Origin of the sequence: Enterovirga sp. GCM10030262 (genome assembly GCF_042666435.1) — a bacterium.
Classification (GTDB): Bacteria; Pseudomonadota; Alphaproteobacteria; order Sphingomonadales; family Sphingomonadaceae; genus Allosphingosinicella.
Genome location: NZ_JBHTDC010000002.1, coordinates 774,745 through 796,019, shown reverse-complemented (window position 1 = coordinate 796,019; position 21,275 = coordinate 774,745). Strand labels below are relative to the sequence as shown.

The 21,275-nt window shown below is 65.7% G+C and carries 20 protein-coding genes and 1 tRNA gene; 6 read left to right on the top strand and 15 right to left on the bottom strand.

Features of this window, described 5'->3' with window-relative positions; genetic code table 11:
• Positions 1-107 precede the first annotated feature (107 nt).
• Entirely contained in the window at positions 108-5,387 is a 5,280-nt protein-coding gene (locus tag ACFQRC_RS13150) for a sulfatase-like hydrolase/transferase (RefSeq protein ID WP_379961969.1), read from the bottom strand.
• Between the two features lie 226 nt (positions 5,388-5,613).
• On the opposite strand from ACFQRC_RS13150, the gene ACFQRC_RS13145 reads away from it, so the two are divergent.
• The 3 genes from ACFQRC_RS13145 (at position 5,614) to ACFQRC_RS13135 (ending at position 8,490) form a co-directional block, all read left to right on the top strand.
• On the top strand, positions 5,614-6,105 hold the full coding sequence (locus tag ACFQRC_RS13145) for a hypothetical protein (protein WP_379961967.1): 492 nt from the start codon (positions 5,614-5,616) through the stop codon (positions 6,103-6,105).
• A 218-nt stretch (positions 6,106-6,323) separates the two neighbouring features.
• Positions 6,324-7,313, top strand: a complete 990-nt coding sequence (locus tag ACFQRC_RS13140; protein WP_379961965.1) for a Gfo/Idh/MocA family protein — start codon at positions 6,324-6,326, stop codon at positions 7,311-7,313.
• Between the two features lie 70 nt (positions 7,314-7,383).
• Positions 7,384-8,490, top strand: coding sequence for a DegT/DnrJ/EryC1/StrS family aminotransferase (locus ACFQRC_RS13135; protein ID WP_379961963.1), 1,107 nt, complete (start codon positions 7,384-7,386; stop codon positions 8,488-8,490).
• Here the strand turns inward: ACFQRC_RS13135 and ACFQRC_RS13130 are convergent.
• From ACFQRC_RS13130 to ACFQRC_RS13105, 6 genes are all read right to left on the bottom strand, one after another.
• On the bottom strand, positions 8,487-9,173 hold the full coding sequence (locus tag ACFQRC_RS13130; protein WP_379961961.1) for a sugar transferase: 687 nt from the start codon (positions 9,171-9,173) through the stop codon (positions 8,487-8,489). The two genes, ACFQRC_RS13135 and ACFQRC_RS13130, sit on opposite strands and share 4 nt — an antisense overlap.
• 10 nt (positions 9,174-9,183) lie before the next feature.
• Positions 9,184-10,086, bottom strand: a complete 903-nt coding sequence (locus tag ACFQRC_RS13125) for a glycosyltransferase family 4 protein (RefSeq protein WP_379961959.1) — start codon at positions 10,084-10,086, stop codon at positions 9,184-9,186.
• 154 nt (positions 10,087-10,240) lie between these two features.
• A complete protein-coding gene (locus ACFQRC_RS13120) occupies positions 10,241-11,980 on the bottom strand; it encodes a PIG-L family deacetylase (protein ID WP_379962431.1) in 1,740 nt (579 codons plus the stop codon).
• Positions 11,980-13,191 (bottom strand): hypothetical protein, encoded by a 1,212-nt coding sequence (locus tag ACFQRC_RS13115; RefSeq protein WP_379961957.1) that lies wholly within the window; start codon positions 13,189-13,191, stop codon positions 11,980-11,982. The genes ACFQRC_RS13120 and ACFQRC_RS13115 overlap by 1 nt, the downstream gene beginning before the upstream one ends.
• Before the next feature lie 87 nt (positions 13,192-13,278).
• A tRNA-Ser gene (locus ACFQRC_RS13110) sits at positions 13,279-13,369 on the bottom strand.
• 23 nt (positions 13,370-13,392) lie between these two features.
• Positions 13,393-13,710 (bottom strand): 4a-hydroxytetrahydrobiopterin dehydratase, encoded by a 318-nt coding sequence (locus ACFQRC_RS13105; protein WP_379961955.1) that lies wholly within the window; start codon positions 13,708-13,710, stop codon positions 13,393-13,395.
• Positions 13,711-13,761: 51 nt separating this feature from the next.
• Here ACFQRC_RS13105 and ACFQRC_RS13100 point away from each other — a divergent pair, with 51 nt between their 5' ends.
• The 3 genes from ACFQRC_RS13100 to ACFQRC_RS13090 are packed head-to-tail and all read left to right on the top strand — an operon-like array spanning position 13,762 to position 15,373.
• On the top strand, positions 13,762-14,163 hold the full coding sequence (locus tag ACFQRC_RS13100) for a metallopeptidase family protein (protein WP_379961953.1): 402 nt from the start codon (positions 13,762-13,764) through the stop codon (positions 14,161-14,163).
• Positions 14,160-14,735, top strand: a complete 576-nt coding sequence (ccmA, locus tag ACFQRC_RS13095; protein WP_379961951.1) for a heme ABC exporter ATP-binding protein CcmA — start codon at positions 14,160-14,162, stop codon at positions 14,733-14,735. The genes ACFQRC_RS13100 and ccmA overlap by 4 nt, the downstream gene beginning before the upstream one ends.
• Positions 14,732-15,373, top strand: a complete 642-nt coding sequence (locus tag ACFQRC_RS13090) for a heme exporter protein CcmB (protein ID WP_379961949.1) — start codon at positions 14,732-14,734, stop codon at positions 15,371-15,373. The genes ccmA and ACFQRC_RS13090 overlap by 4 nt, the downstream gene beginning before the upstream one ends.
• Here ACFQRC_RS13090 and ACFQRC_RS13085 read toward each other — a convergent pair.
• The 8 genes from ACFQRC_RS13085 to ACFQRC_RS13050 form a co-directional block, all read right to left on the bottom strand.
• The gene (locus ACFQRC_RS13085) at positions 15,370-16,233 is read right to left on the bottom strand and encodes a class I SAM-dependent methyltransferase (protein WP_379961943.1); all 864 of its coding nucleotides are present in this window, start codon (positions 16,231-16,233) and stop codon (positions 15,370-15,372) included. The two genes, ACFQRC_RS13090 and ACFQRC_RS13085, sit on opposite strands and share 4 nt — an antisense overlap.
• Before the next feature lie 102 nt (positions 16,234-16,335).
• Entirely contained in the window at positions 16,336-17,562 is a 1,227-nt protein-coding gene (locus ACFQRC_RS13080; RefSeq protein WP_379961941.1) for a M16 family metallopeptidase, read from the bottom strand.
• A 128-nt stretch (positions 17,563-17,690) separates the two neighbouring features.
• Positions 17,691-18,248: an SURF1 family cytochrome oxidase biogenesis protein gene (locus ACFQRC_RS13075; protein WP_379961931.1), complete on the bottom strand. Its 558-nt coding sequence runs from the start codon at positions 18,246-18,248 to the stop codon at positions 17,691-17,693.
• Entirely contained in the window at positions 18,245-18,610 is a 366-nt protein-coding gene (locus ACFQRC_RS13070; protein ID WP_379961929.1) for a DUF983 domain-containing protein, read from the bottom strand. Before ACFQRC_RS13070 ends, ACFQRC_RS13075 begins: the two co-directional genes overlap by 4 nt.
• Before the next feature lie 122 nt (positions 18,611-18,732).
• Positions 18,733-19,557, bottom strand: coding sequence for a cytochrome c oxidase subunit 3 (locus ACFQRC_RS13065; RefSeq protein WP_379961927.1), 825 nt, complete (start codon positions 19,555-19,557; stop codon positions 18,733-18,735).
• A 109-nt stretch (positions 19,558-19,666) separates the two neighbouring features.
• On the bottom strand, positions 19,667-20,221 hold the full coding sequence (locus ACFQRC_RS13060; protein WP_379961925.1) for a cytochrome c oxidase assembly protein: 555 nt from the start codon (positions 20,219-20,221) through the stop codon (positions 19,667-19,669).
• Positions 20,218-20,355, bottom strand: coding sequence for a hypothetical protein (locus ACFQRC_RS13055; protein WP_379961923.1), 138 nt, complete (start codon positions 20,353-20,355; stop codon positions 20,218-20,220). Before ACFQRC_RS13055 ends, ACFQRC_RS13060 begins: the two co-directional genes overlap by 4 nt.
• The gene (locus tag ACFQRC_RS13050) at positions 20,352-21,263 is read right to left on the bottom strand and encodes a heme o synthase (protein WP_379961921.1); all 912 of its coding nucleotides are present in this window, start codon (positions 21,261-21,263) and stop codon (positions 20,352-20,354) included. The genes ACFQRC_RS13055 and ACFQRC_RS13050 overlap by 4 nt, the downstream gene beginning before the upstream one ends.
• Positions 21,264-21,275: the final 12 nt, after the last annotated feature.

Here is a 21,275-nt window from a genome sequence, read left to right as displayed (position 1 = left end):
CGCGGCGAGCCCGCAATTTCGGCGATCGGGTCCAGCGCGTGAAGAGCGCGTCTCGGCCTGGCCGGCATTCATCCAACCCCGTCCGTCGCCGCCGCGCAGTGGCCCCGTCACAGATTGAAATCCGAAGAGGAAATCGTCGCGACAGCGTCCAGCCGGATTGCGAAATCGGTCAGGGCATCGCCGTTGACGTCGCCCTCGACATAGATTCCGCCTTCGAACGCTTCCCAGCGCAGCTCCCCCGCCGCCCCGGTGAACGCCGCCCCGCCGATAAAGGCGAAGGCCTGATCGACGGAGTCGCGGGCGTCCGCGTCGATATGTTTCAGGTTGATCCGGTCGCCCTCGGTGTTGTTGAAATCGGCGATCACGTCCGACAACAGGCGGTCCGCGCTGGAATGGCCGATGTCGAACAGGAAGCCGTCGGCGCCGCCGCCGCCGCTTAGAACGTCGGTGTTCAGTCCGCCGACCAGGCCGTCATTTCCGTCGCCGCCGAACAGGCTGTCGGCGCCGGCGCGGCCGTACAGGGCGTCGTCGCCGCCGCCGCCCTCGAGCCAGTCGTCGCCGGTTTCGCCGTTCAGCCGGTCGCTGCCATCGTCGCCGAATCCGCGATCGGCGCCCGAACCGCCATAGAAAATATCATCGCCGGTGCCGCCCTGAAGATTGTCGGCCCCATCCAGGCCGCGCAAAGAATCGTCGCCATCCAGGCCGGCGAGCATATCGTCGCCGGCCGAACCGAAGAGCCGATTGTCGGACTCATTGCCTGTACCGTTACGAGCGTCGCGGATCAGGCGCAGCTCCTCGACATTGTCCGCCAGCACATGATCGACCATGGCCCGCACAGCGTCATACCCTTCGCCGGCCGTCTCGACCACGGCGTCCTCGGCATTGCCGACGCGGTAAAGATCGTCGCCCAGCCCTCCGGCCGAGATGTCGATGCCCCGGCCGCCGGTCAGCGTGTCGTCGCCGTCGCCGCCAAAAAGCATGTCGTCCCCGGACGCGCCGAATATCTTGTCCGCGCCCGCGCCGCCGTCCAGGACGTTGGCCTTCGCGGAGCCGGTCAGAGCGTCTGCGAAGGAGGAGCCGGCGAGGCTCTCGATTTGGGCCAGCGTGTCCATCCCGGCGCCGCCCGTCTGCTGCGCCGTCGTCAGCGACAGGTCGATGACAACGGAGGACGTGGCCGAGACATAGCTCGCGGTGTCGGCGCCGGCGCCGCCGGTCAGCATATCGTCGCCCTCGCCGCCGGCCAGCCGATCGTCGCCGGTTCCGGCGGCGATCACGTTGGCCAGGGCGTTGCCGGTGAGCGACTGGCCGGTGGCGGACAAGCCGATCAGCGCCTCGAAATTGTCGCCCAGCGCATAAGAGCCGAGCTCCGTGCGAACTTGGTCATGGCCGCCTTCGAGGCTTTCGGCGACAACGTCTCCGGAATCGTCGATGACGTAAATGTCATCGCCGAGACCGCCCGCCATGGCGTCCGCGCCGCCGGCGCCGTCGACCACATCGTCGCCCGCGCCGCCCCGGATCACGTTGGCCAGTCCATTGCCGGTCAGTGCCTGGCCACCGGTGGCGGTGCCGCTTAATATTTCGACATTGTGCGCCAACGTGTAGGCGACAAGGCTGGTGCTGACTTCGTCGCTTCCCCCGCCATCCTCCTCGAGGACCATGTCGGCGACGTCATCGAGAAAATAGACGTCGTCGCCGAGCCCTCCCGACATGATGTCGGCGCCGCCGCCGCCGTCGATCCTGTCATTGCCCGCGCCGCCGCCGATGCTGTTCGCAAGGGCGTTGCCGGTGAGCGACTGGTCCGTGCCGGAGGTGCCGGTTAGTGTTTCGACATTGTCCGCCAAGATTATTTCGGCCAGCCCGGTGCGGATTTCGTCCCCTCCTTCCTCGACGCCCTCCGTCACCACATCCCCCGGGTCGTCGACAAAATAAACATCGTCATCGAACCCGCCGGCCATGGCGTCGGCGCCGAACCCGCCTTCGAGCGTGTCGGCTCCACCACCGCCCTCCAGGATGTCGCTTCCGTCTCCGGCAGTGATTCTGTTCGCGAGTGCGTTGCCGGCAAGCGATTGGCCTGCGCCCGAAGTGCCGGTCAGCCCTTCGACATTGTCCGCCAGAACCATTTGAGCCAGCCCGGTGCGGATTTCGTCCTGCCCTTCCTCCGAGGCCTCCGTCACGACATCGCCGGCATCGTCGAGGAGATAGATGTCGTCGCCGATCCCGCCGGTCATGGCGTCCGCCCCGATACCGCCATCGAGCGTGTCGCCCCCGGCGCCGCCCTCCAACATATCGTCTCCGTCGCCGGCGACGATCAGGTTGGCGGCCGCGTCTCCCGTCAAATGATCGGCAAAGGACGATCCGACGAGGTTTTCGAACCCGGCAACGGTGTCGCTGCCGGCGCTGATCGTGTCCTGCGCAACGGTGACGGCGAGGCTGATCGCCACGCCCGCCGTGGCCGTCGAGTAAGACAGGGTATCGAGGCCGATGCCTCCGTCCATCGCGTCGGCGCCCGCTCCGCCTTCGGTGATGTCATCGCCCTCTTCTCCCGCGAGCCGGTCGTCGCCGTCGCCGCCCGCCAGCCGGTCGCCACCGGTCCCCCCTTCGATCAGATCCGCGTCGGCTCCGCCGCCAAGCTCATCGTCGCCGCTTCGGCCACGCAGCCTGTCCTCGCCGCCAAGACCCTGGAGGATGTCGTTGTAACCAGTCCCGGCGATGAAGTTGGAGCTCGTATTGCCCGTCCCGTTTCGCGCGTCGCCATAGAGGCGCAACTCCTCGAAACTGTCCGCCAGCGCATGGTCGAGGAACGCCCGAACCTGATCGTGGCCGCCCTCGGCTTCCTCGATGGCGACATCGCCTTCTTCCTGAACATAGAAAACGTCGTCGCCCAGCCCGCCGCGCATCCGGTCGGCGCCGCCGCCGCCGAGCAGCATATCGTTACCGTCGCCGCCTTCCAGATCGTCATCGCCGGCGACCCCTTCGAGAATGTCTTCCCCGGTGCCGCCGAGCAGACGATTGGCGGAAACCGTTCCGGTGATGCTGTCGTTCCAGCCGGACCCGACCAAATTCTCGATATCCGCCAGCGTGTCCGCCCCGGCGCCGGCGGTCGCCTGAACCCCCCGTTCGGTGAGGCTGACCGTCACCCCGCCCGCAGCTCCGGCATAAGAAACCGTGTCGTCGCCGTCGCCACCCAGCAGGCTGTCGTCGCCTTCCCCGCCATCGATCACATCGTCGCCCGATCCGCCGTCGATCCGGTTGGCACCCCCATCTCCTGTCAGGCTGTCGGCAAAGGCAGAGCCGGCAATGCCTTCAAAGCCGGAGATCGTGTCGATGCCGGCGCCGCCCGTATCCTGCTGCAGCCTTTGCGCGAGATTGACCACAATTCCGCCGATAGCGGATGCGAAAGAGACGGTGTCGATGCCCGCGCCGCCCTCCAGCCAGTCGTGCCCCAGGCCTCCGTCGATGACATTGGCTTCGTCGCCGCCGGTCAGGGAATCGGCAAATTCCGAGCCGACGAGATTTTCGATGCAGTTCAACCTGTCTATGCCAGCGCCCAGTGTGTCCTGCTCGTCGACCAATCCCAGGGTCACGGACACGCCCGTGCTTGCCGAAGCGTAGGACGCCGTATCCGCGCCGTCGCCGCCGTGGAGGCTGTCATCGCCGAGGCCGCCGTCGAGCACATCGTCGCCGCGGCTGGCAGTGATGACGTCGGCCCCGTCGCCGCCGCGCAGATCGTCGTGCCACTGAGACCCTTGAACGGCATCGTCGCCAAGGCCGCCGTCGGCCAGGCCCGCGCCCCACATGCGCAGGCTGTCATTTCCATCCAGCCCTTCGACGCGATGGATGCCGACGATGATGTTGTCGCCGCCATTGCCGATCAGGACCATGTCCGGGTTGCGGCTGGGCACCCGGAAATAGAGATGTTCGACATGATCGGGGAGGGTGAAGCTGACCGACGTATAGACCGTGTCCTCGCCGCTCTCCGCTTCCTCCAGCACAAGGGTCTGGCTGTCGCTGATGAAATAGGTGTCGTCGCCCCGGCCTCCGGCGCTCGCGGAGGTGCCCGAAGCGAGAACGAACAGCTCGGAGATGTCGGTGCCCGCGGCCGATGCGTCCGCATCGACCCAGACCCATCCCTGGCTGGAAAGGTCAGACCGGAGCCGTGCGTCCAGCTCCGCCTCGACCGCGTCCCATGCGGGGTCGCCGGCCAGATTGCGCCACTCGTTCGGGTCGGCGACGATATCGTAAAGCTCCGTGGAGCCGTCTTCGTAGCGTATATAGCGATAGCCGTTCGTGCGGATGGCGGCGCTGCCATACATCGTCGTGACGGCGACGCCATCGTCGATGAGCGCCGGATCCTGTATGAAAGGCAGCAGCGAGCGGCCGGAGAGCCCCGGAGGCGGCGCGATGTCGAATAGATCGAGCACGGTCGGCATGATGTCGACCATTTCGACAACCTGCTGAACTCTCTGCCCGTCATCCCCTGTTCCGGGGAGGGCGAGGATGAAGGGCGCGCGGCCTGCTTCGTCCCACAAGGTGAACTTGTGCCAATTGTCCTTGTCACCGAGATGGTATCCGTGGTCGGTCCACAGCAGGATCGCCGTGTCGTCCATCTGGCCGTTGGCCTCCAGCGTATCGAGCAGCCGGCCCACCATCGCGTCGGCGAAGCTGATGCTCGCAAAATAGCCCTGCAGCGCCGTCTTCCAGGCGTCGGCCGCCAGAACGTCGGCGTGGAGGTCGTCATGGACGAGAGCTCTCATGAATTCCGGGACGTCGGAAAGGTCGCCATCCAATGCGAAGGGAAGCTCGATCTGGTCGAGCGGATAGAGATCGAAATATTCCTGGGGAACGACCCAGCCGAGGTGCGGTTTGAAGATGCCGAGGAACAGCGCGAACGGGTCCGACCCCGCGGCGTTCACGATGTCGATCGCGTGATCGACGTTGATATAGTCTCCCTGCGCTTCCGCCCCGCCGGTCGACGGGCGGGTGGTGATCACGGTGGAATCCTCGTAGGAATCGCCCGGCGCCCGGAAGATGTAGTCGGCGACCACCGACGCCACGTGCTCGGGCATGTCCGACTGGTGGAAGACCTTGCCGATGATGCTGGTCGAATAGCCCGCATCCTTGAGCAGCGCCGGCAGCGTTCCCGCCGGATCGACGAATTCATGCCATATTTCGAAATTCGCGTGAACGCCGGTGGCGGCCGGATCGAGGCCGCTCAGCACCGAAGTCCGCGACGCGTTGCAGATCGCGACCTGGGCAAACGCATTGTCGAACGTCGTTCCCATCGCCATCACGCGATCGATGTTGGGGGTGTGGAGCTGGCTGCCGTAGAGCGCTTTGAGGAAGGCGAAGGCGTTGAGATCATCGAAGGTGATGGAAACGAAATTCATGGCAGCCCGCGCGGCGGACTGTCGCCGCGCCTCCGTTAAGGTTACTCGCGGCCGATGCCGCGGCGACCCTATTACCGGCCATCCGTTGACGAGGATATGGGGGTCTCCTGCGGTAGAAACCGCAAGGCGCTTTGCAGTCCACCAAGGTCACCTGCCCGGGCAAGCTCGACGAGGCCCGCAATTTCTATATGCCAGGCTGACGTCTTGAAAAAGTGGGGGGCAAACGATGATGGTGATCCGCATCTGTACGCTTGCAATGAGCGTCTGCCTCGCCGGCTGCGACGGGGCATCAGGTGAAGAGGTCCGTACCGGGCAACCGGCGGAGGCGCCGCCCGCCGCCGCCGACAGCGTTGCGGCGCCGGGCGAGGGCGCGGACTTGACGGAAGTGGGACTGACGGTCCCGTCGCCGGACGAGCTTCAAGCCGCTCTCGCGGGGATCGACGACCCGCAGCTCCGCCAGCAGGTCGCGCCCGACGGCAGCTACGACGCGGCGGATTGCGTGGTCCATATCGGGCAAATGGATCCCGTGCCGGTCGGCCAGCAGGAAGCCCTGGACAACGCCAGCGATGCCTGGCGGCGCGGCCTCGCGCGGGAGCTCGGCGGCGAGACGGAGGCCAATCAGATGATCGGCAGCAGCGTCAACATGCTCCAGCCGACGCCCGCGCCGCTCCGCCAGGCCGCCGTCGCATGGTGCGTCGACAACGCCCCGCGCGGCTGAGCCGCCGTCCACCGAGGAGAAGCAGCGGATGAAGGTGACCGCCTTCGCGCCGGCGCTGGCCCTCGTCGCCTTGGCCTGCGCACTCCAGCCCGCCGACAGCCCTGAGAGCGGTCATGGATTGCTTTTTACTTCCAGAATGGATGATCAAAGACGGGGACTTCCTTGAGTCTTTGTAACGCCGTTCGTGCGCTGGCAGGCTCTGTCTGACAGGGGGGTACATGCGTATTGGAATCATCGGGTTCGGATATTGGGGCACGATCCTCGCCCGCTGCTTTGCGCGCGCTCCCCACGTCGAGATTTGCTGTATCGCCGACATCGCGCCGGAAAGGCTCGTGGAGGCGCGGCGCCAATTCGCGAACGCCGTGCTGACATCGACATCGGCCGAAGCCGTCGACATGGAGGATGCCGACGTTCTGGTGATCGCCACGCCATCGAACACGCATCACGAAATCGCCAAAGCTGCTCTGGAGGCCGGGAAGCACGTCTGGATCGAGAAACCCGTCGCGGAAACGGCGGAACAGGCGACGGCGCTGGTCTTGCTGGCGCAGGAGCGGAAGCGTCTTCTCTTCATCGATCACACCCATATTTACAGCGACAGCATCAGATTAATTAAACAGATGATGGCCGAAAAAGATTTCGGTGAAATGCAGCGTTATCATTCCGTCAGGATAAATAATGGCCGGGCGCGCAAAGACTCGTCCATTTTTCACGATCTTGCGGTTCATGACCTCGCAATATTGGATTTCCTGGTCGGGGAGGGTCCTCTCGCCGTTGCCGTGACAGGGCAGGCGGAGGATGAGGAGCAACATATTGCCCTGACTTATTCGTCAGGACTCAAGGCTGAAATCCGCGTCAACTGGTGCGCTCCAGATCGGGTCAGACGAATCACGATCAGTTCCCATGATCAGTCTATCGAATTCGATGACACACAATTGCGTGACAAGGTGAGGATCCACCAACATCTCAGTCCCGGCGCACCGGCAATCAATTTCGGCGATATTGGCTCCGGTCGGCATAATGGCAGCGTCCTGCCTTTGGAAAGCACGACAGAAACTTTGGCGAACGCGGTCGAGAACTTCTTGCATTGCATCCGAACCGGAGAGAGGCCCGCCTCCGACGGGTGGCAGGGGGTGCGTCTCGCGGCCATTCTCGATGCCTGCCTCTGTTCCGCCAAAGGAGTGGGACAGTGGACGGAAGTCGGCCGGTGAGGATGCAGTCGAGGAAGTCCATCCAGCATGCCCGATCGACAAACTTTCTCAGAGCGCTCGGGGCGACGAAGTGAAAATCCCGCTCGTCGATCTTGAAGCGCAGAATGCCTCCATCCGCGAGCCTCTTGAATCCGCTGCCATTCGAGTCATCCGATCCGGCAGTTACGGCCTTGGGCCTGAGGTTGAAGGCTTCGAAGACGCTTTCGCGCACTATTGCGAGGCGCCCTATGCCGTGGCCGTCAATTCCGGCACGTCGGCGTTGCAGCTCGCCCTGCTGGCCTGCGGCGTCGGCCCAGGCGACGAAGTCATCACCGTAGCGTTCACTTTCGTCGCGACCGTCGCGGCGATCCGATTTACCGGCGCGCGGCCGGTGCTGATCGACATCGAACCTCGAGCCTGGACGATCGATGCCAGCGCGGTCAGGGCGGCCGTCACGCCGCGGACCAAGGCCATCGTTCCCGTTCACCTTCATGGCCGCCCCGCCGATATGACGGCATTGACCGCGCTCGCGGAAGAGTATGACCTGTGGCTGGTCGAGGATGGGTCGCAAGCTCACGGCGCCCGTCACGGCGGCCGCCGCGTCGGGGGTATCGGCGATGTCGGCGCGTTCAGCTTCTATCCCGCGAAGCCCCTCGGCGCGCTGGGGGAAGGCGGCGCCATTATCACCCAAGATCCGGAGATCGCCCAACGCGCGCGCCTGCTGCGCAACTGGGGACAGACGCGAAAAGGCGAACACGACCTTGCCGGGTTCAACATGCGCATGGATGCGCTGCAGGCGGCGATGTTGCGCGTCAAACTAAATCATGTGGACCTTTGGTCGGAGGCGCGGGAGCGTCATGCATGCCGCTACGCGCGAGGGCTCGCAGACAGCATCGCCTACCATCCACTCGCACTCGCCGGATGCAGCGATGTCCACCATGTGTTCGCGATCGAAATCGCCAATCGTGACCGCGTTCGCGCCGACTTGGCCCGAGCCGGGATCGAGACAGGAATCCACTATCCGCGCCCGGTGCATCTGGAGCCTGCCCATGCCAACCTCGGCTACTCCCGGGGTGATTTCCCCGTCGCCGAGCGGATATCGGAGAGGACCCTTTCGCTGCCGTTATTCGCGGAAATGAGCGAAGGGCAGGTCGACGAGGTGTGCGATGTCGCGCGCGCGGCCATGCGCAAAGGCTAGCAGGCGGAACGAAGCTCAACTCGCGCCGGTCCCACGTACCACCCGCCGAAGGTTCGCCAAAAAATCGAACATTCCAGCCCGGGCGTCCATTCCTGTACGTATTTCAGGTCGAGGGCGACAAGGTCGGCGAAGCTGGTGTCATTGCGGCCAGACACCTGCCACAATCCCGCCATCCCGGGCCGGACCCAATGGCGTTTCCGAAGCCATTCGTGATAACCGGGGTCGGGAAACGGCCCCTGCTCGAATTCCTCCGCATCGAACGGCCTCGGTCCAATCAGGCTCATGTCTCCCAGAAATATGTTCAGCAGCTGCGGCGTCTCGTCGATGCTGTACCGTCGCAGGAATTTGCCCAGCGGCGTAATGCGCGGATCATCACGCGGCACATGGAGAAACGAGATTTCGGCGTCGCCGGCGGATCGGGTCGGCCGATAGTCTCTCCTCATGGTGCGGAACTTGTAGATCGCGAATGGCTCTCCCTTCCATCCAACCCGCTGCCCTCGAAAGATCGGGAAGGCGCGAAGATCCAGGGCAACCAAAGTGGCGATCACGAAGAACGGCAGCGCGAGCACCAGCAGCAAGGTCACTGAGACGACCATGTCGAGGAAACGCTTGCCCCGGATCGGGACGCTGACCCGACCTGGCGATGAGTCGATCGTCTCGATTGCTCTCACCGGGCGCGGCATCGGCACCCGATCATAGGAGAAACGTCTCGACGACTCGTTCGACCTCGCTCCGATATTCCTCCCGCAACGTCTCGAACCTCGCACGCGCCTTTCGGCTGGCGGTCGCGGGATCGCCTAGAAAATGTTCGGCGTAACCCGTGAGAGCAGCACTGAAATCGGACCCTGGCGAGACCGCCACGCCGCCCTGCTCGCCGATATCGCTGGCGATGCAGCATTGGGCGAACGCCACCACCGGCTTGCCGCAAGCCATGGCCTCGAGGTTGACGATTCCCTGCGTCTCCTCGGCATAGCGGGTCGCGAAAGCGAAGATATCGATTGAGTCGAAGAACGCCTGCTTCGCTTCGCCATGCACCGGCCCCACAAAGCGAAAATCATCCTTCAATGCACTCTGTGTCCGCCTGATTTGTCCTCGTGCATACGGCTCCAGATCCGGGCCGGCCAGGACGAGCCTGGCAGGCACGCCTCCGGCCCGCATGGCGATGACGGCATCGATCACGGTGTCGATGCCCTTCTCCTCCATCAGGCTGCTCATATGACCGATCGTAACCGGCCGATCGGGGCGGCACACCGGATGGAGCCTGTCATCGACCGACCCAATGTTCGAAAGACTCACGACCCGACCGATCGCCCGGTACCTCTCTTCCATCTCCCGTCCCATCGGAACGCAGTTTGAGAAGTGGACGCAGTCCTTGCCGGCTACGCGGACGAAGGCAGCCATCAATGGGTGGAAGCGGGCGATCGTCCCGTAATTGTGATGGTGGGCACGCAGCGCTTTGCCTGCCAGGCGCGCCGCCGCTGCCATCAATATGTTGAAGGGCAGCCCACGCCGCATGTTGACCGACAGGTAGACGATCCGCTCGGGGCCGAACAAGATCAGGACGGTGCCCGATAGATAGCGCCAGAGACGCGTCAAGGCCGCGCCGGACGTGACGTGCCGCCGGAGGACCACCCCCCTGCTCTCGAGCAAGTTCGCCAAATCCCGCGTGGCGACGGCCTGACCGCTCACGGCCGGCTGGAATTGCCCGGAGAAGAAGACGCGCGAATGCCTGGCCATTGCCGATCGATACTCAGCCAATGCCGATCCTCGACTTGGGCGGTGCCGAAAGTCCGGGGTGACCGGCAGTGCACTGGACCGAAATCAACTTGCCGGCCACCGTCGGGTTGCCGCGACCGTCGCTGGCTTCGCGTCCACCACCCAGTAGCGCGTTGGCCACTGCCAGGTCTTCGCGCGAATTCACGCCCAGGCCTTCCATTGCAGGGATGACGATCTCCGCCACGGCGCTCCCGTCGGCCACCGCGATGCTCACCAGATCGGTCAGGTAGAACTCATCCTGCCGGTTACGGCTTTCGATCCTGTCCAGCGCCGGCCAGAGCCAGTTCGTGTCGAAGCAATATATGCCTGGATTGAGATCGGTGATTTCCCTTTGCTCATCATCGGCGTCGCTGAACTCGATGATGCCAGTGATGCCACCATCGGCGTCGCGCGTGATCCGGCCGTGCCGTTTGAAATGCCGGCCGTCACCCGTGAAGTCCGCGACCTTTATCGTGGCGAGGGAAAGGACGCTGCCGCTTTCGCAATGACAACTCGCCAAGCGCCTGATGCTAGCCGCGGAAATCATCGGCATGTCGCCATAGGTCACGCAGACATGCCGCGCGCCGGATCGCCGCAGTGTTTGCCGGCTCTGCTTCAGAGCGTGGCCGGTGCCGAGCGGCCGTGGTTGGTCGACGAACTCAAGACAGGCAAATGCTTGGCGGATAGGCTGCCCCCTGGGGCCCGTGACGACCACAGGGCGTTCATCGACATTGGCTTCGGAAAGAGCCGTGAGCGGGTAGTGGAGCATAGGGTGCCCGGCCACGACTTCCATGCTCTTTGGCAGCGACGGGTTGTTCATGCGCGTCCCGTGGCCCGACGCCAGGATGACCGCTCGCATCGAATTGTCGCGCAAGCGGCGGTCACGCCAAAAGATCGTTTCCGCCAGATCCGGCTGATCGGAGGTGTAGGCGGCGGGGTTGGCGGCCGGCATCGGCATTACCGGCGCGCCCGTGTCGCCCGCGGGTGACTCGGCGAACAGGTCGGTCCGGTTCGATCCCCGGTTATTTCGTGACCAGCGGGGAATGAAGATTTCCTTGTCGGGGGCGAGCAGACCAACCGAGTCCAGGTAGCTCACCCAATGCGCTTGAGATCGGTGCCGGTGGCACGCGGCCAGGCTCCGCGCCCGGGCATCCGCGACGTCGATCTCCACCCTCTGGTCCGGACGAGTGAGGACCTCGCCCCAATAATCGAACCGGCCGCACGCCGCGGGCAAGGAGACGGTGTAGAAGCGCTCGAGCGATAGCGAGGGGTCGTTCGCCAGATCGAGAATAGCCCGATGGCTGGCCAGCGCCAGCCAGCTATGGTCCGCATGGCGCGTAATCCCCGCTTCATTCAAGGTGATGACCACGTGCGGGTCGAAGGATCTGATCTGCCGACGAATTGCGGAGCGCAGGAATTGCGCGGACGTCTCGAGGTTCTCAGACCACCCCAGCCAGGCAATCTCCCTGACGCCCAGTTCCCGCGCGGCTCCCGCCAGCTCATCTTCTCGCACGCGGCCAAGCTCCGGGCCGCAATCCAATTCTTCTCCACCGCCTGCGTTCGTGGACCATCGTCCCTTTGCGTCCAGCCGGGCTCGCTTGCCCATGCCGCCATCGGTCACCACGACCAGCCCGACTTGCGCAACCGCCGCATATTTGGCGAGCGTACCGCCCATGAAGAAGGATTCATCGTCGGGATGCGGGACGATCGCGAGCAGGCGAAGGTTGCCGCTCATCACGCGAGAGATAGCTCGGCGTCGGCGATCCGGCCGGGCTTGGGTGGCAGGAAATATGCGCCCGGCGCCCTCCGGCCCATCAATATGGCGACCCAGCTTGATAGGCTATAGCGGTCATGCAGTTCCGCGTCCGGCCAGAGGTCGTCGCTTGTATCGGGAAAGGTCAGGACGTCGTCCGTCGGGGAAAAGACGCCGACGGGCGCCTTGTCGAAGAAATCATAGCGTCGGATGAGCTTATTGGTCGTGAGCAACGGCCTGCCGGCGAAGATCGCGTCGAGCGAGCGGAGCGCCAGACCGGACTGGGTGCCCCGCTGTATGTCGATCACGCAGCGCGCCTCGTCGTGCAGCCGGAGGTACTCCCGATGGGGTATCTGCTTGCGCGATATCCTGCCGCGAAAGCCGAGCGTTCGCGCAGCAATCGCGAAGATCCCCCAATGAATCAGCGTCGGAGCATAGAGAAAGAAGAAACCGCGCCGGCCTTGCCTGGCGATCGTCTTGGAAATCGTCGCCAACGCCTGCAAACGCGCGAATTGCACCGACCCGATGAAGACGACGTCATGGCCGGCACCTGATTCGGAAATAGAAGGCACATCGCCCAGCGTATGGAAGAGCGGCAGGAACTGCAGGCCAGGCACCACTTCGCAGTCGAGCGGATCGTAGCTGAAGGCAGCGTCGACCATATCGATCAATGCGATCCCTTTCGGTTTGCGGAGGAGCGCTTCCCACATGTACAGGATGATCCGGGCACCCGGTGCCGCGGCGCGCAGCGCCTGCACGGCGCGCGGATCGATCATCTCCGGCGTGATGACGATAATCACGTCGGGGCGGAATTCCCGGGCCCGGCGCACGAGCTTCGCGCGATAGGCCCGCATCGCCCAAGGAAAGCGTTGTCGGAGGTTCAGCCGCGTCAGCGCCTTGCTCGTGGAATTGGCGCAGTCCCGTTCGTCGAACAATTCGCAGCGATAGCCCGAGCGCTCGAACGCCGCCTTGAAGATATTGTGATAGCCATGGAACTCCGCGCAGCAAATGAGGACGCGCGCGCCTTTTTCGCCGCTCTCAATCATAGAGCCCGCCTTGATTCGCCACCCGTTCCCACCCCAATCTCGGTGCCGCCCCGGCGCTACCATAGCTTCGGAAAGTGCTGCCAGTCCAATCGCGACTTGTCCCGGTGAGCGGAGTTGTGGCGTTGGGCGCCGCAGGCCCAAGGCCATGAGGGGCTGCCCCTCGGCGAGTGCGGCCGAGCGGCGCTACGCCTGTTCGCGGAAGTCCCTGAAGCAGCGGCCGGTGCCGCGGGTCGGTGGCGGAGCGGGAGGGATTCGAACCCTCGATACGCTTTTGACGTATACTCACTTTCCAGGCGAGCGCCTTCGACCACTCGGCCACCGCTCCGCATGCACTGGAAGGAACGCCCTCTAGTCGGCGGCGCGGCCCAGGGCAAGCTGGCCGGCGATGGCGTCGATCTTTTCGGCGAGCGCGATGTCGCGCCGCGTAAGTCCCTCAGCCTCGTGGGTGGTGAGGAGGATGTCGACCCGGTTCCACACGTTGCGCCATTCGGGGTGGTGGTCGGCCTTCTCGGCGGCGAGCGCGACCCGGGTCATGAAGCCGAAGGCCTCGCCGAAATCGGCGAACTTGAAGCGCTTCGAGATGGCGTCGCGGGCCGGATCGTGGGTCCATCCGGCAAGCGCCGGCAACGCCTCGTTCCGCTCCGCGTCCGACAGTTTCTCGATCATAATCCTCTCCCTCGCTGGCCTCGCCGCCTCTTCCCCTTTATGTCGCTCTTGGTGAGCGAGGGTCAAACATTCGCGCCCGACGCGGCGGCGATCGAGCGGCTGGCGGACGCGGCGGTGGCGCGGCTCCCGGAAGGCTTCCGGCGGCATCTCGACGGCGTCGTCTTCCGCGTCGAGGAGTTTGGCGACGAAGCCGTGCTGAAAGAGCTCGGCATCGACAATCCGTTCGAGCTTTCCGGCCTCTACACCGGCCGGCCGCTGGGCGAGCAATCGTCGATGCTGTCGGGCGAGCTGCCGGCGATGATCCACCTCTATCGCCGTCCCCTGCTCGACGAATGGGCGGAGACGGGCGTGAGCCTGGAGGAGCTGGTCACCCACGTCATCGTCCATGAGGTGGGGCACCATTTCGGCTTCTCCGACGACGACATGCACGCCATTGAGGACGCCGCCGGGTGACGGCCGAGCTGCTGCTGCTGAGGATCGAACGGCTGAGCTGCGTTCGCGGCGGGCGGCTGCTGTTCGAGGGGCTGAACCTCGTTTTGGAGCCGGGGGCGGCGGCAGTGGTTACCGGCCCCAACGGCGCCGGCAAGTCGAGCCTGCTCAGGGTCGCGGCCGGCCTGTTGCGCGCGGCCGCCGGGCGGGTCGAGCGGGCAGGGGCGGCGGCGCTCGCCGACGAGCGCACCGCCCTCGACGAGCGGCTGACCCTCGGCCGTGCGCTCGCTTTCTGGGCGCGGATCGACGGTGTCGATGCGGGGGCGGGGCTGGAGGCGATGGGGCTGGTTCCGCTCGCCGGGGTGCCGGTGCGGATGTTGTCCACCGGGCAGAAGAAGCGGGCGGTGCTGGCGCGGGCGGTAGCGAGCGGCGCGCCCTTGTGGCTGCTCGACGAGCCGGCCAACGGGCTCGATGCCGAGGGACGGGAGAGGCTGGCGGCGGCGATGGCCGCGCATCGCGCCGGGGGCGGGGCGATCCTCGCCGCGTCGCACCAGCCGCTGGGCCTGGATGACGCGCTCCGGATCACGCTGGGATGAGCTGGCTGACCCTGCGCGAGCTGCGGCTGGCGGCGACGGGGGGCAACGCCGTGCTCCCCCTGGTCTTCTTCCTGCTGGTCGCCACCCTGTTCCCGTTCGCGGTTGGGCCGGACGGGCCGCTGCTGGCGCGGACGGGTGGCGGCGCCTTGTGGATGGCGGCGCTGCTGGCGGCGTTGTTGCCGGCCGAGCGCCTGGTCGAGCCCGACCGCGCCTCGGGCGTCCTCGACCAGCTGGCGGTGCGGGGGGTGAGCGAGGAAGCGGTCGCGCTCGCCAAGCTCGCCGGCCACTGGCTGAGCTTCGGTCCGCTTTTGATGCTGGCCGCGATTCCGGCGGCGGCGCTGATGAAGCTGCCGCAGGACGTGCTGTTGCGGCTCGAACTGGGCCTGCTGGCCGGCACGCCGGGACTCGCCGCGTTGACCCTGATGGTGAGCGCGCTGACGGCCGGTCTGCGCGGGACCGGCGCGCTGGCGGGACTGCTGATGCTGCCGCTGGCCGTGCCGATCCTGATCTTCGGAGCGGGGCTGATCGACCAGGGGGGAGACACGGGAGCATGGAAGCTGCTCGCCGCGGTGTCGCTGCTGCTGGTGGCGGCCGCGCCATTCGTCGCGGGAGCGGCGATCCGGGCGGGGCGAGACTAACGCGACCACCGCGCGAAGATTGCCGTCGGCAGGAGCAGGCCGCGCGCTTCCTCGCGGACGGCCATGTCGCCCATTTCGACCGTGCCGCCGAGGTTCGCGGTCGCCTGTTTCAGGAGCTCGCCGATGGCCAGCGCCGACATCCGCACCGCATAGACGGTGAGGATTAGGAAGCGGCTCTTGTCGTCGAGCAGCTTCGCGCAATCGGCGATCAGGCCGGGCAGGCCGTCCTCCAGCTTCCACACCTCGCCGGTGGGGCCGCGGCCATATTTGGGCGGATCGAGGATGATGCCGTCATAGCGGCGGCCGCGGCGGACCTCGCGGGCGGTGAATTTGGCGGCGTCGTCGACCATCCAGCGGATCGGGCGGTCGGCCATGCCCGACAGAGCGGCATTCTCCTTGCCGGCCTCGACCGACTTCTTCGACGCATCGACATGGACCAAGTTCGCGCCCGCCGCGCTCATCGCCAGGGTGCCGACGCCGGTATAGCCGAACAGATTCAGCGCTTCATTCCCCTTATCGAGCCGCTCGCGCATCCAGGCCCATTGCGGCGCCATGTCGGGGAAGAAAGCGAGGTGGCGGAAGGGGGTGCATTGGGCGCGGAAGCGGATCTCCTCCCATGCCATGTCCCAGCCTTCCTTCGGGACCGGGCGGTGGAACTGCCAGCGGCCGCCGCCTTCCTCGTCGGAGCCGGGAACGAACTCGCCGTCCGCGTCCCAGGTCTCCAGCGCCGGCGCCCACATCGCCTGCGGCTCGGGCCGGATGAAGCTGTAGGGGCCGTAGCGCTCCAGCTTGCGGCCGTGCCCCGAATCCATGAGACCGTAATGGCTCCACGGCTCGGCGATGAGGGTAGAAAGCGGCAATTCAGCACGTCATCCCGGCGAAAGCCGGGATCCCGGGACAAGAAGACGCCAGCGCCTCTTCCGCGCCGAGGCCCCGGCCTTCGCCGGGGTGACGGTTCGGCCTCATGCCGCCCTCGCGGCGGGGAAGCCGATGGTGGCGCGGGCGCGGGGGCCGGCCAGCATCCTCGTACCCGCGGAGCGGACCTGGTCGGTCGTCACCGCGTCGAGTTCGGCGATCACTTCCGACGGCTCGACCAGGCGGCCGTAGAGCGAGAGCATCCGCGCCACGTAACTGGCCTGGCCCCAGCTCGTCTCCAGCGACATGAGCAGGCCGGCCTTGGCCTGGGTGCGGACCCGGTTGACCTCGCGCTCGCTGACCGTGCCGGCGGCATCGGCGACTATCTCCTCGATCAGCCGCGCCGCCGCCACCGACTGGCGGCGGGCGGTGGCGGCGTAGATCGAGAAGAGCCCGGCGTCGCGATAGGAAGCGAGGCTCGCATAGATGGAATAAGCGAGGCCGCGCTCCTCGCGCAATTGCTGGAAGAGGCGCGAAGAGGCGCCGCCGCCGACCGCATCGGCGAACAAACGGGCGGCGTAGTAATCCTCATCGAGCTGGGCGGGGCCGGCGAAGCCCAAGGCGAGATGCGCCTGGTCGCCGGCCGCGCGGCCTACCCGATCGCCGCCGGCGAAGGTTGCGGGGGCGGGCGCCTCTGCCGTGCCCGACGGCAGATCCTCGAAGTGGCGCTGGGCGAGCGCGACCAAGGCGCCATGGTCGACCTTACCGGCCGCGACCAAAGCCAGGCCGCCGGCGCGATAGTGCGTCTCCCGCCAGTGATGGAGATCATCGACGCCGATCGCGGCGATGCTGGCTTCCTCGCCAAGCACCGAACGGCCGAGCGGCTGGTCCGGAAAGGCCGCGGTCTGGAGATCGTCGAAGATGATGTCGCTGGGCGTGTCGCGCGCCTCGCCCAGTTCCTGGAGGACGACGTCCTTCTCGCGCTCCAGCTCTTTCCCATCGAAATGCGGGCGGAGGATCATGTCGGCGATCAATTCGACGCCCAGCGGCACATGCTCGGCCATGACCGAAGCCATGAAGCTGGTCGAATCGCGGTCGGTGGCGGCGTTGAGGTCGCCGCCGACATCCTCGATCGCTTCATTGAGGTCGCGCCCGGAGCGGCCGCCCGCGCCCTTGAACACCATATGTTCGAACAGATGGGCGAGCCCGTTGAGGCGCCCGGGCTCGTCGCGAGAGCCGGTGTCGGCATAGAGGCCGACCGCGGCCGTCTCGACGCCCGGCATTTCGCGGCTGGCGACCTTGAGGCCGTTGGCGAGGGTGGTGAGCTGCATCATCGTGGCAGGCGAAAGGTCCTAAAGTTCTCGGTCACGGCTACAAACATCGGGCCGTTTCAAATCGTTTCATGGCTGGGGCGGGGCCTGCTTTCCGAATGTAGTGATCGCGGGGCCGGTAGGAAAATGATTTAATCGGGGCGCCCCCGCCGCCGCCTGAGCGCGAGCAGGTAGATCACCGCCGCCGCCGCGGCGAAGAAGAACCATTGGATGGCGTAGAGCAAGTGGTTGTTCGGAAGATCCGCGGGTGACGGCACGCCGCTTTGCTCGAGTGGCGGGACCGGCGCGTCGAGGACAAAAGTCCGGTTCGCGCTCTGCCCGCCGCCGGACCAGGTGCCGGTAAAGGCGCGCGTGAGAGCAACGCTGGGAACGGCGTGGGGCCGCTTCGACCAGCCGATGTCGATCGTCGTTTCGCTTGCGGCGGCCCCGCCGGCTGTCTCTTCGCCGGAGCGGCAGGGAATGAGATAGCGGTAGCCCACCTCTCCGGCGAGGTTGCGGCCGGCGCGAACCTCCGGCCTGCCGTTCATCGTACAGGTGAGGGAGGTGGCCCTGTCGCCCTGCGAGCGCTTCAGGTCGGCGATCAGCCCCTCCTTCCACTCGGCCCGCTGCAGCTGCCAGACGCCGAGGACGATCATCGTAACGACGGCGGCGGCGACGATCAGGGTGGGGAAGAAGGGCAGCCGCATCATGCGTCCCCGATCCGGCCCTCGCGTGCGCCGTTCCTGTATTCGATCGCGAGGAGGGCCGCCTTGGCGAGGCGCAGCGAACCGAGCACGGCCGCCAGGGTGACTACGGGCCATAGCAGGAGGTGAACCCAGAAAGCCGGTTCGGCGGCGAGTTCCAGAGCAATTGCCAAGCCGGTGATCAGCGCGCCGACTATCAGGATCAGGAAGGCAGCCGGGCCGTCGCCGACGTTGAACGCGGAGAAATCGAGCCCGCAGGCGGGGCATTCGGGCGCGAAGGCTACGGGGCCGTGGAACAGCGATTTCGCCCCGCAGCGGGGACAGACGCCCTTGAGAGCGGCTTCGGCGAGGCCTGGCGGCTTGAACATCGCGGTCCTTCGAGACGCCGTTTCGACTTCGCTCAACGGCTCCTCAGGATGAGCGAGAGGCTTGGCAGTCCGCTCATCCTGAGGAGGGGCTGAGCCTGGCGAAGACCCGTCTCGAAGGACCGTCAATGATATACCGCGCCCCAGCCGCCCCAGACATAGATGGCGAGGAACAGGAACAGCCAGACGACGTCGACGAAATGCCAGTACCAGGCCGCCGCTTCGAAACCGAAATGCTGGCGCGGCGTGAAATCGCCGCGATAGGAACGGATCAGACAGACGATCAGGAAGATCGTGCCGACGATGACGTGGAAGCCGTGGAAGCCCGTCGCCATCATGAAGGTCGTGCCGTAGATATTCGATTCCGGCCCCGAGAAAAAGAAGGGGGCATGGGCATATTCATAGGCCTGAATGGCGGTGAACAGCAGGCCGAGCCCGATCGTCGCCCACAGGCCCTTCTTAAGGCCGTCCCGATCGCCGTTGATGAGGGCGTGGTGCGCCCAGGTGACCGTCGTCCCCGAGCAGAGCAGGATCAAGGTGTTGAGCAAGGGATAGCCGAAGGGGTTGAGCACCGCCATGCCTTCGGGCGGCCAGACGCCGCCGACCGATTCCACCGCCGGCGGGAACAGAGCCGCGTTGAAATAGGCCCAGAACCAGGCGACGAAAAACATCACCTCCGAAGCGATGAACAGGATCATGCCGTAGCGCAGGTGAAGCTGGACGACCGGGGTGTGATCGCCGGCATGCGATTCCCGGACGACGTCGGCCCACCAGCTGAACATCGTGAACAGGACGGCGATCAGGCCGGCGAAGAAGACGTAGCCGCCGCCCGCATAATCGTGCATCCACATGACCCCGCCCACCGCCATGGCGAGCGCCGAGAAGCTGCCGACGAACGGCCAGATGCTCGGCGGTAGGATGTGGAAATCGTGGGTCTTGGCTCCGGCCATGTCGCGTCTCGTCCTCGTTTAATCGTCACGCCGGCGAAGGCCGGGGTCTCGTGATGCAGTGCCTCAACGTCCTGAGATGCCGGCCTGCGCCGGCATGACGGTGGTTTCTCTAACCCTGGCTCCCCGGCTCGTCCACGGGATAAAATGTGTAGCTCAAGGTGATCTCGCTGATATCGCTGGCGTCCGGATCGTCGAGAATCCTCGGATCGACGAAGAACACCACCGGCATCCGCATTTCCTCGCCGGGCTTCAGCGTCTGCTCGGTGAAGCAGAAGCACTGGATCTTGCTGAAATACTGCCCGGCCTGGGCGGGCGTGACGTTGAAGGTCGCGGTGCCGGTGACGGGTTTGTCGGACAGGTTCTTCGCATTGTAGAAGGCCATGTCGCGGGCGCCGATCGCGACGCGCTGGACATGTTCCTCGGGCTCGAACGACCAGGGCAAAGCGGAATTGGTATTGGCGTCGAAGCGAACCGAGATGATCTTGCCGACGGGCGCGGTCGGAAGGTCGGCGGCATCGGCGCGCTGGGTCGTGCCGGCGAAACCGGTGACCTGGCAGAACAGGCGATAGAGCGGCACGCTGGCGAAGGCGAGGCCGACCATGGCTATGGCTATCAGGGCGCCGATGGCGGCGGTGCGGCCGTTCTTCTGGGCGAGGGTGGTCACTGGTTGATACTCATCTTGGCGATGGTGATCGCATAAAGGAGGATGACGAAGGCGGCGAGCGCGATGCCGAGCATGATCGCGCGGCTGCGCTGGCGGGCGCGGATCTTGTCCTGATCGGGATCGGGCGCGGTCATGCCAGCAGCCACCGGTCGAGAACCAGCGCGCCGAAGATGGCGAACAGATAGACGATCGAGAAAGCGAACAGCCTTTTCTCGGGCTTCATCGCGGCCGGATCGGTCGCGCGGTTGGCCAGCACGCGGAGCGAGAGGATCAGGAAGAGCAGGCTGAGCGCGCTCGCCGAGATGCCGTAGAAGGCGCCGGCGAGACCGAGCGGCCAGGGGGCGGTGGCCGCAGCCGCCATGGGCAGGGTGTAGAGCGCGATCTGCTGGCGGGTCACCGTCGGGCCGGAGACGACCGGAAGCATCGGCACCCCGGCATTGGCGTAATCGGAGCGGACGAACAGCGACAGCGCCCAGAAATGCGGCGGCGTCCACAGGAAGATCAGGGTGAAGAGAAGGAATGGCAGCAGGGTGACGTCGCCGGTCACCGCCGCCCAGCCGATCATCGGCGGGAAGGCGCCCGCCGCGCCGCCAATGACGATGTTCTGCGGCGTCCGGCGCTTCAGCCAGACGGTGTATACGAGCACGTAGAAGAGGATCGAGACGGCGAGCACCGCGGCGGCCAGCCAGTTGGTCGCGAGCCCCATCAGCAGCACCGAAAAGACGCCCAGGCCCACTCCGAAATGCAGCGCGCTCTGGCGCTCCATGCGGCCGGCCGGAAGCGGGCGGTTGCGGGTGCGCTTCATCAAGGCGTCGAGATCGGCCTCATACCATTGGTTAAGCGCCGCCGCCGCGCCCGCGCCAAGCGCGATGCACAGGATCGCGGTGAAGGCGAGCACAGGATGGATCGGCGCCGGCGCCACCAACAGGCCGCAGAGCCCCGTGAAGACGACGAGCGTCATCACGCGCGGCTTCGTCAAGGCGACGAAATCCCGCCAGTCGGCGGTGATGGCCGGGCTTTGCTCCAACACGGTTGTCGTCATAGCATTCACTCC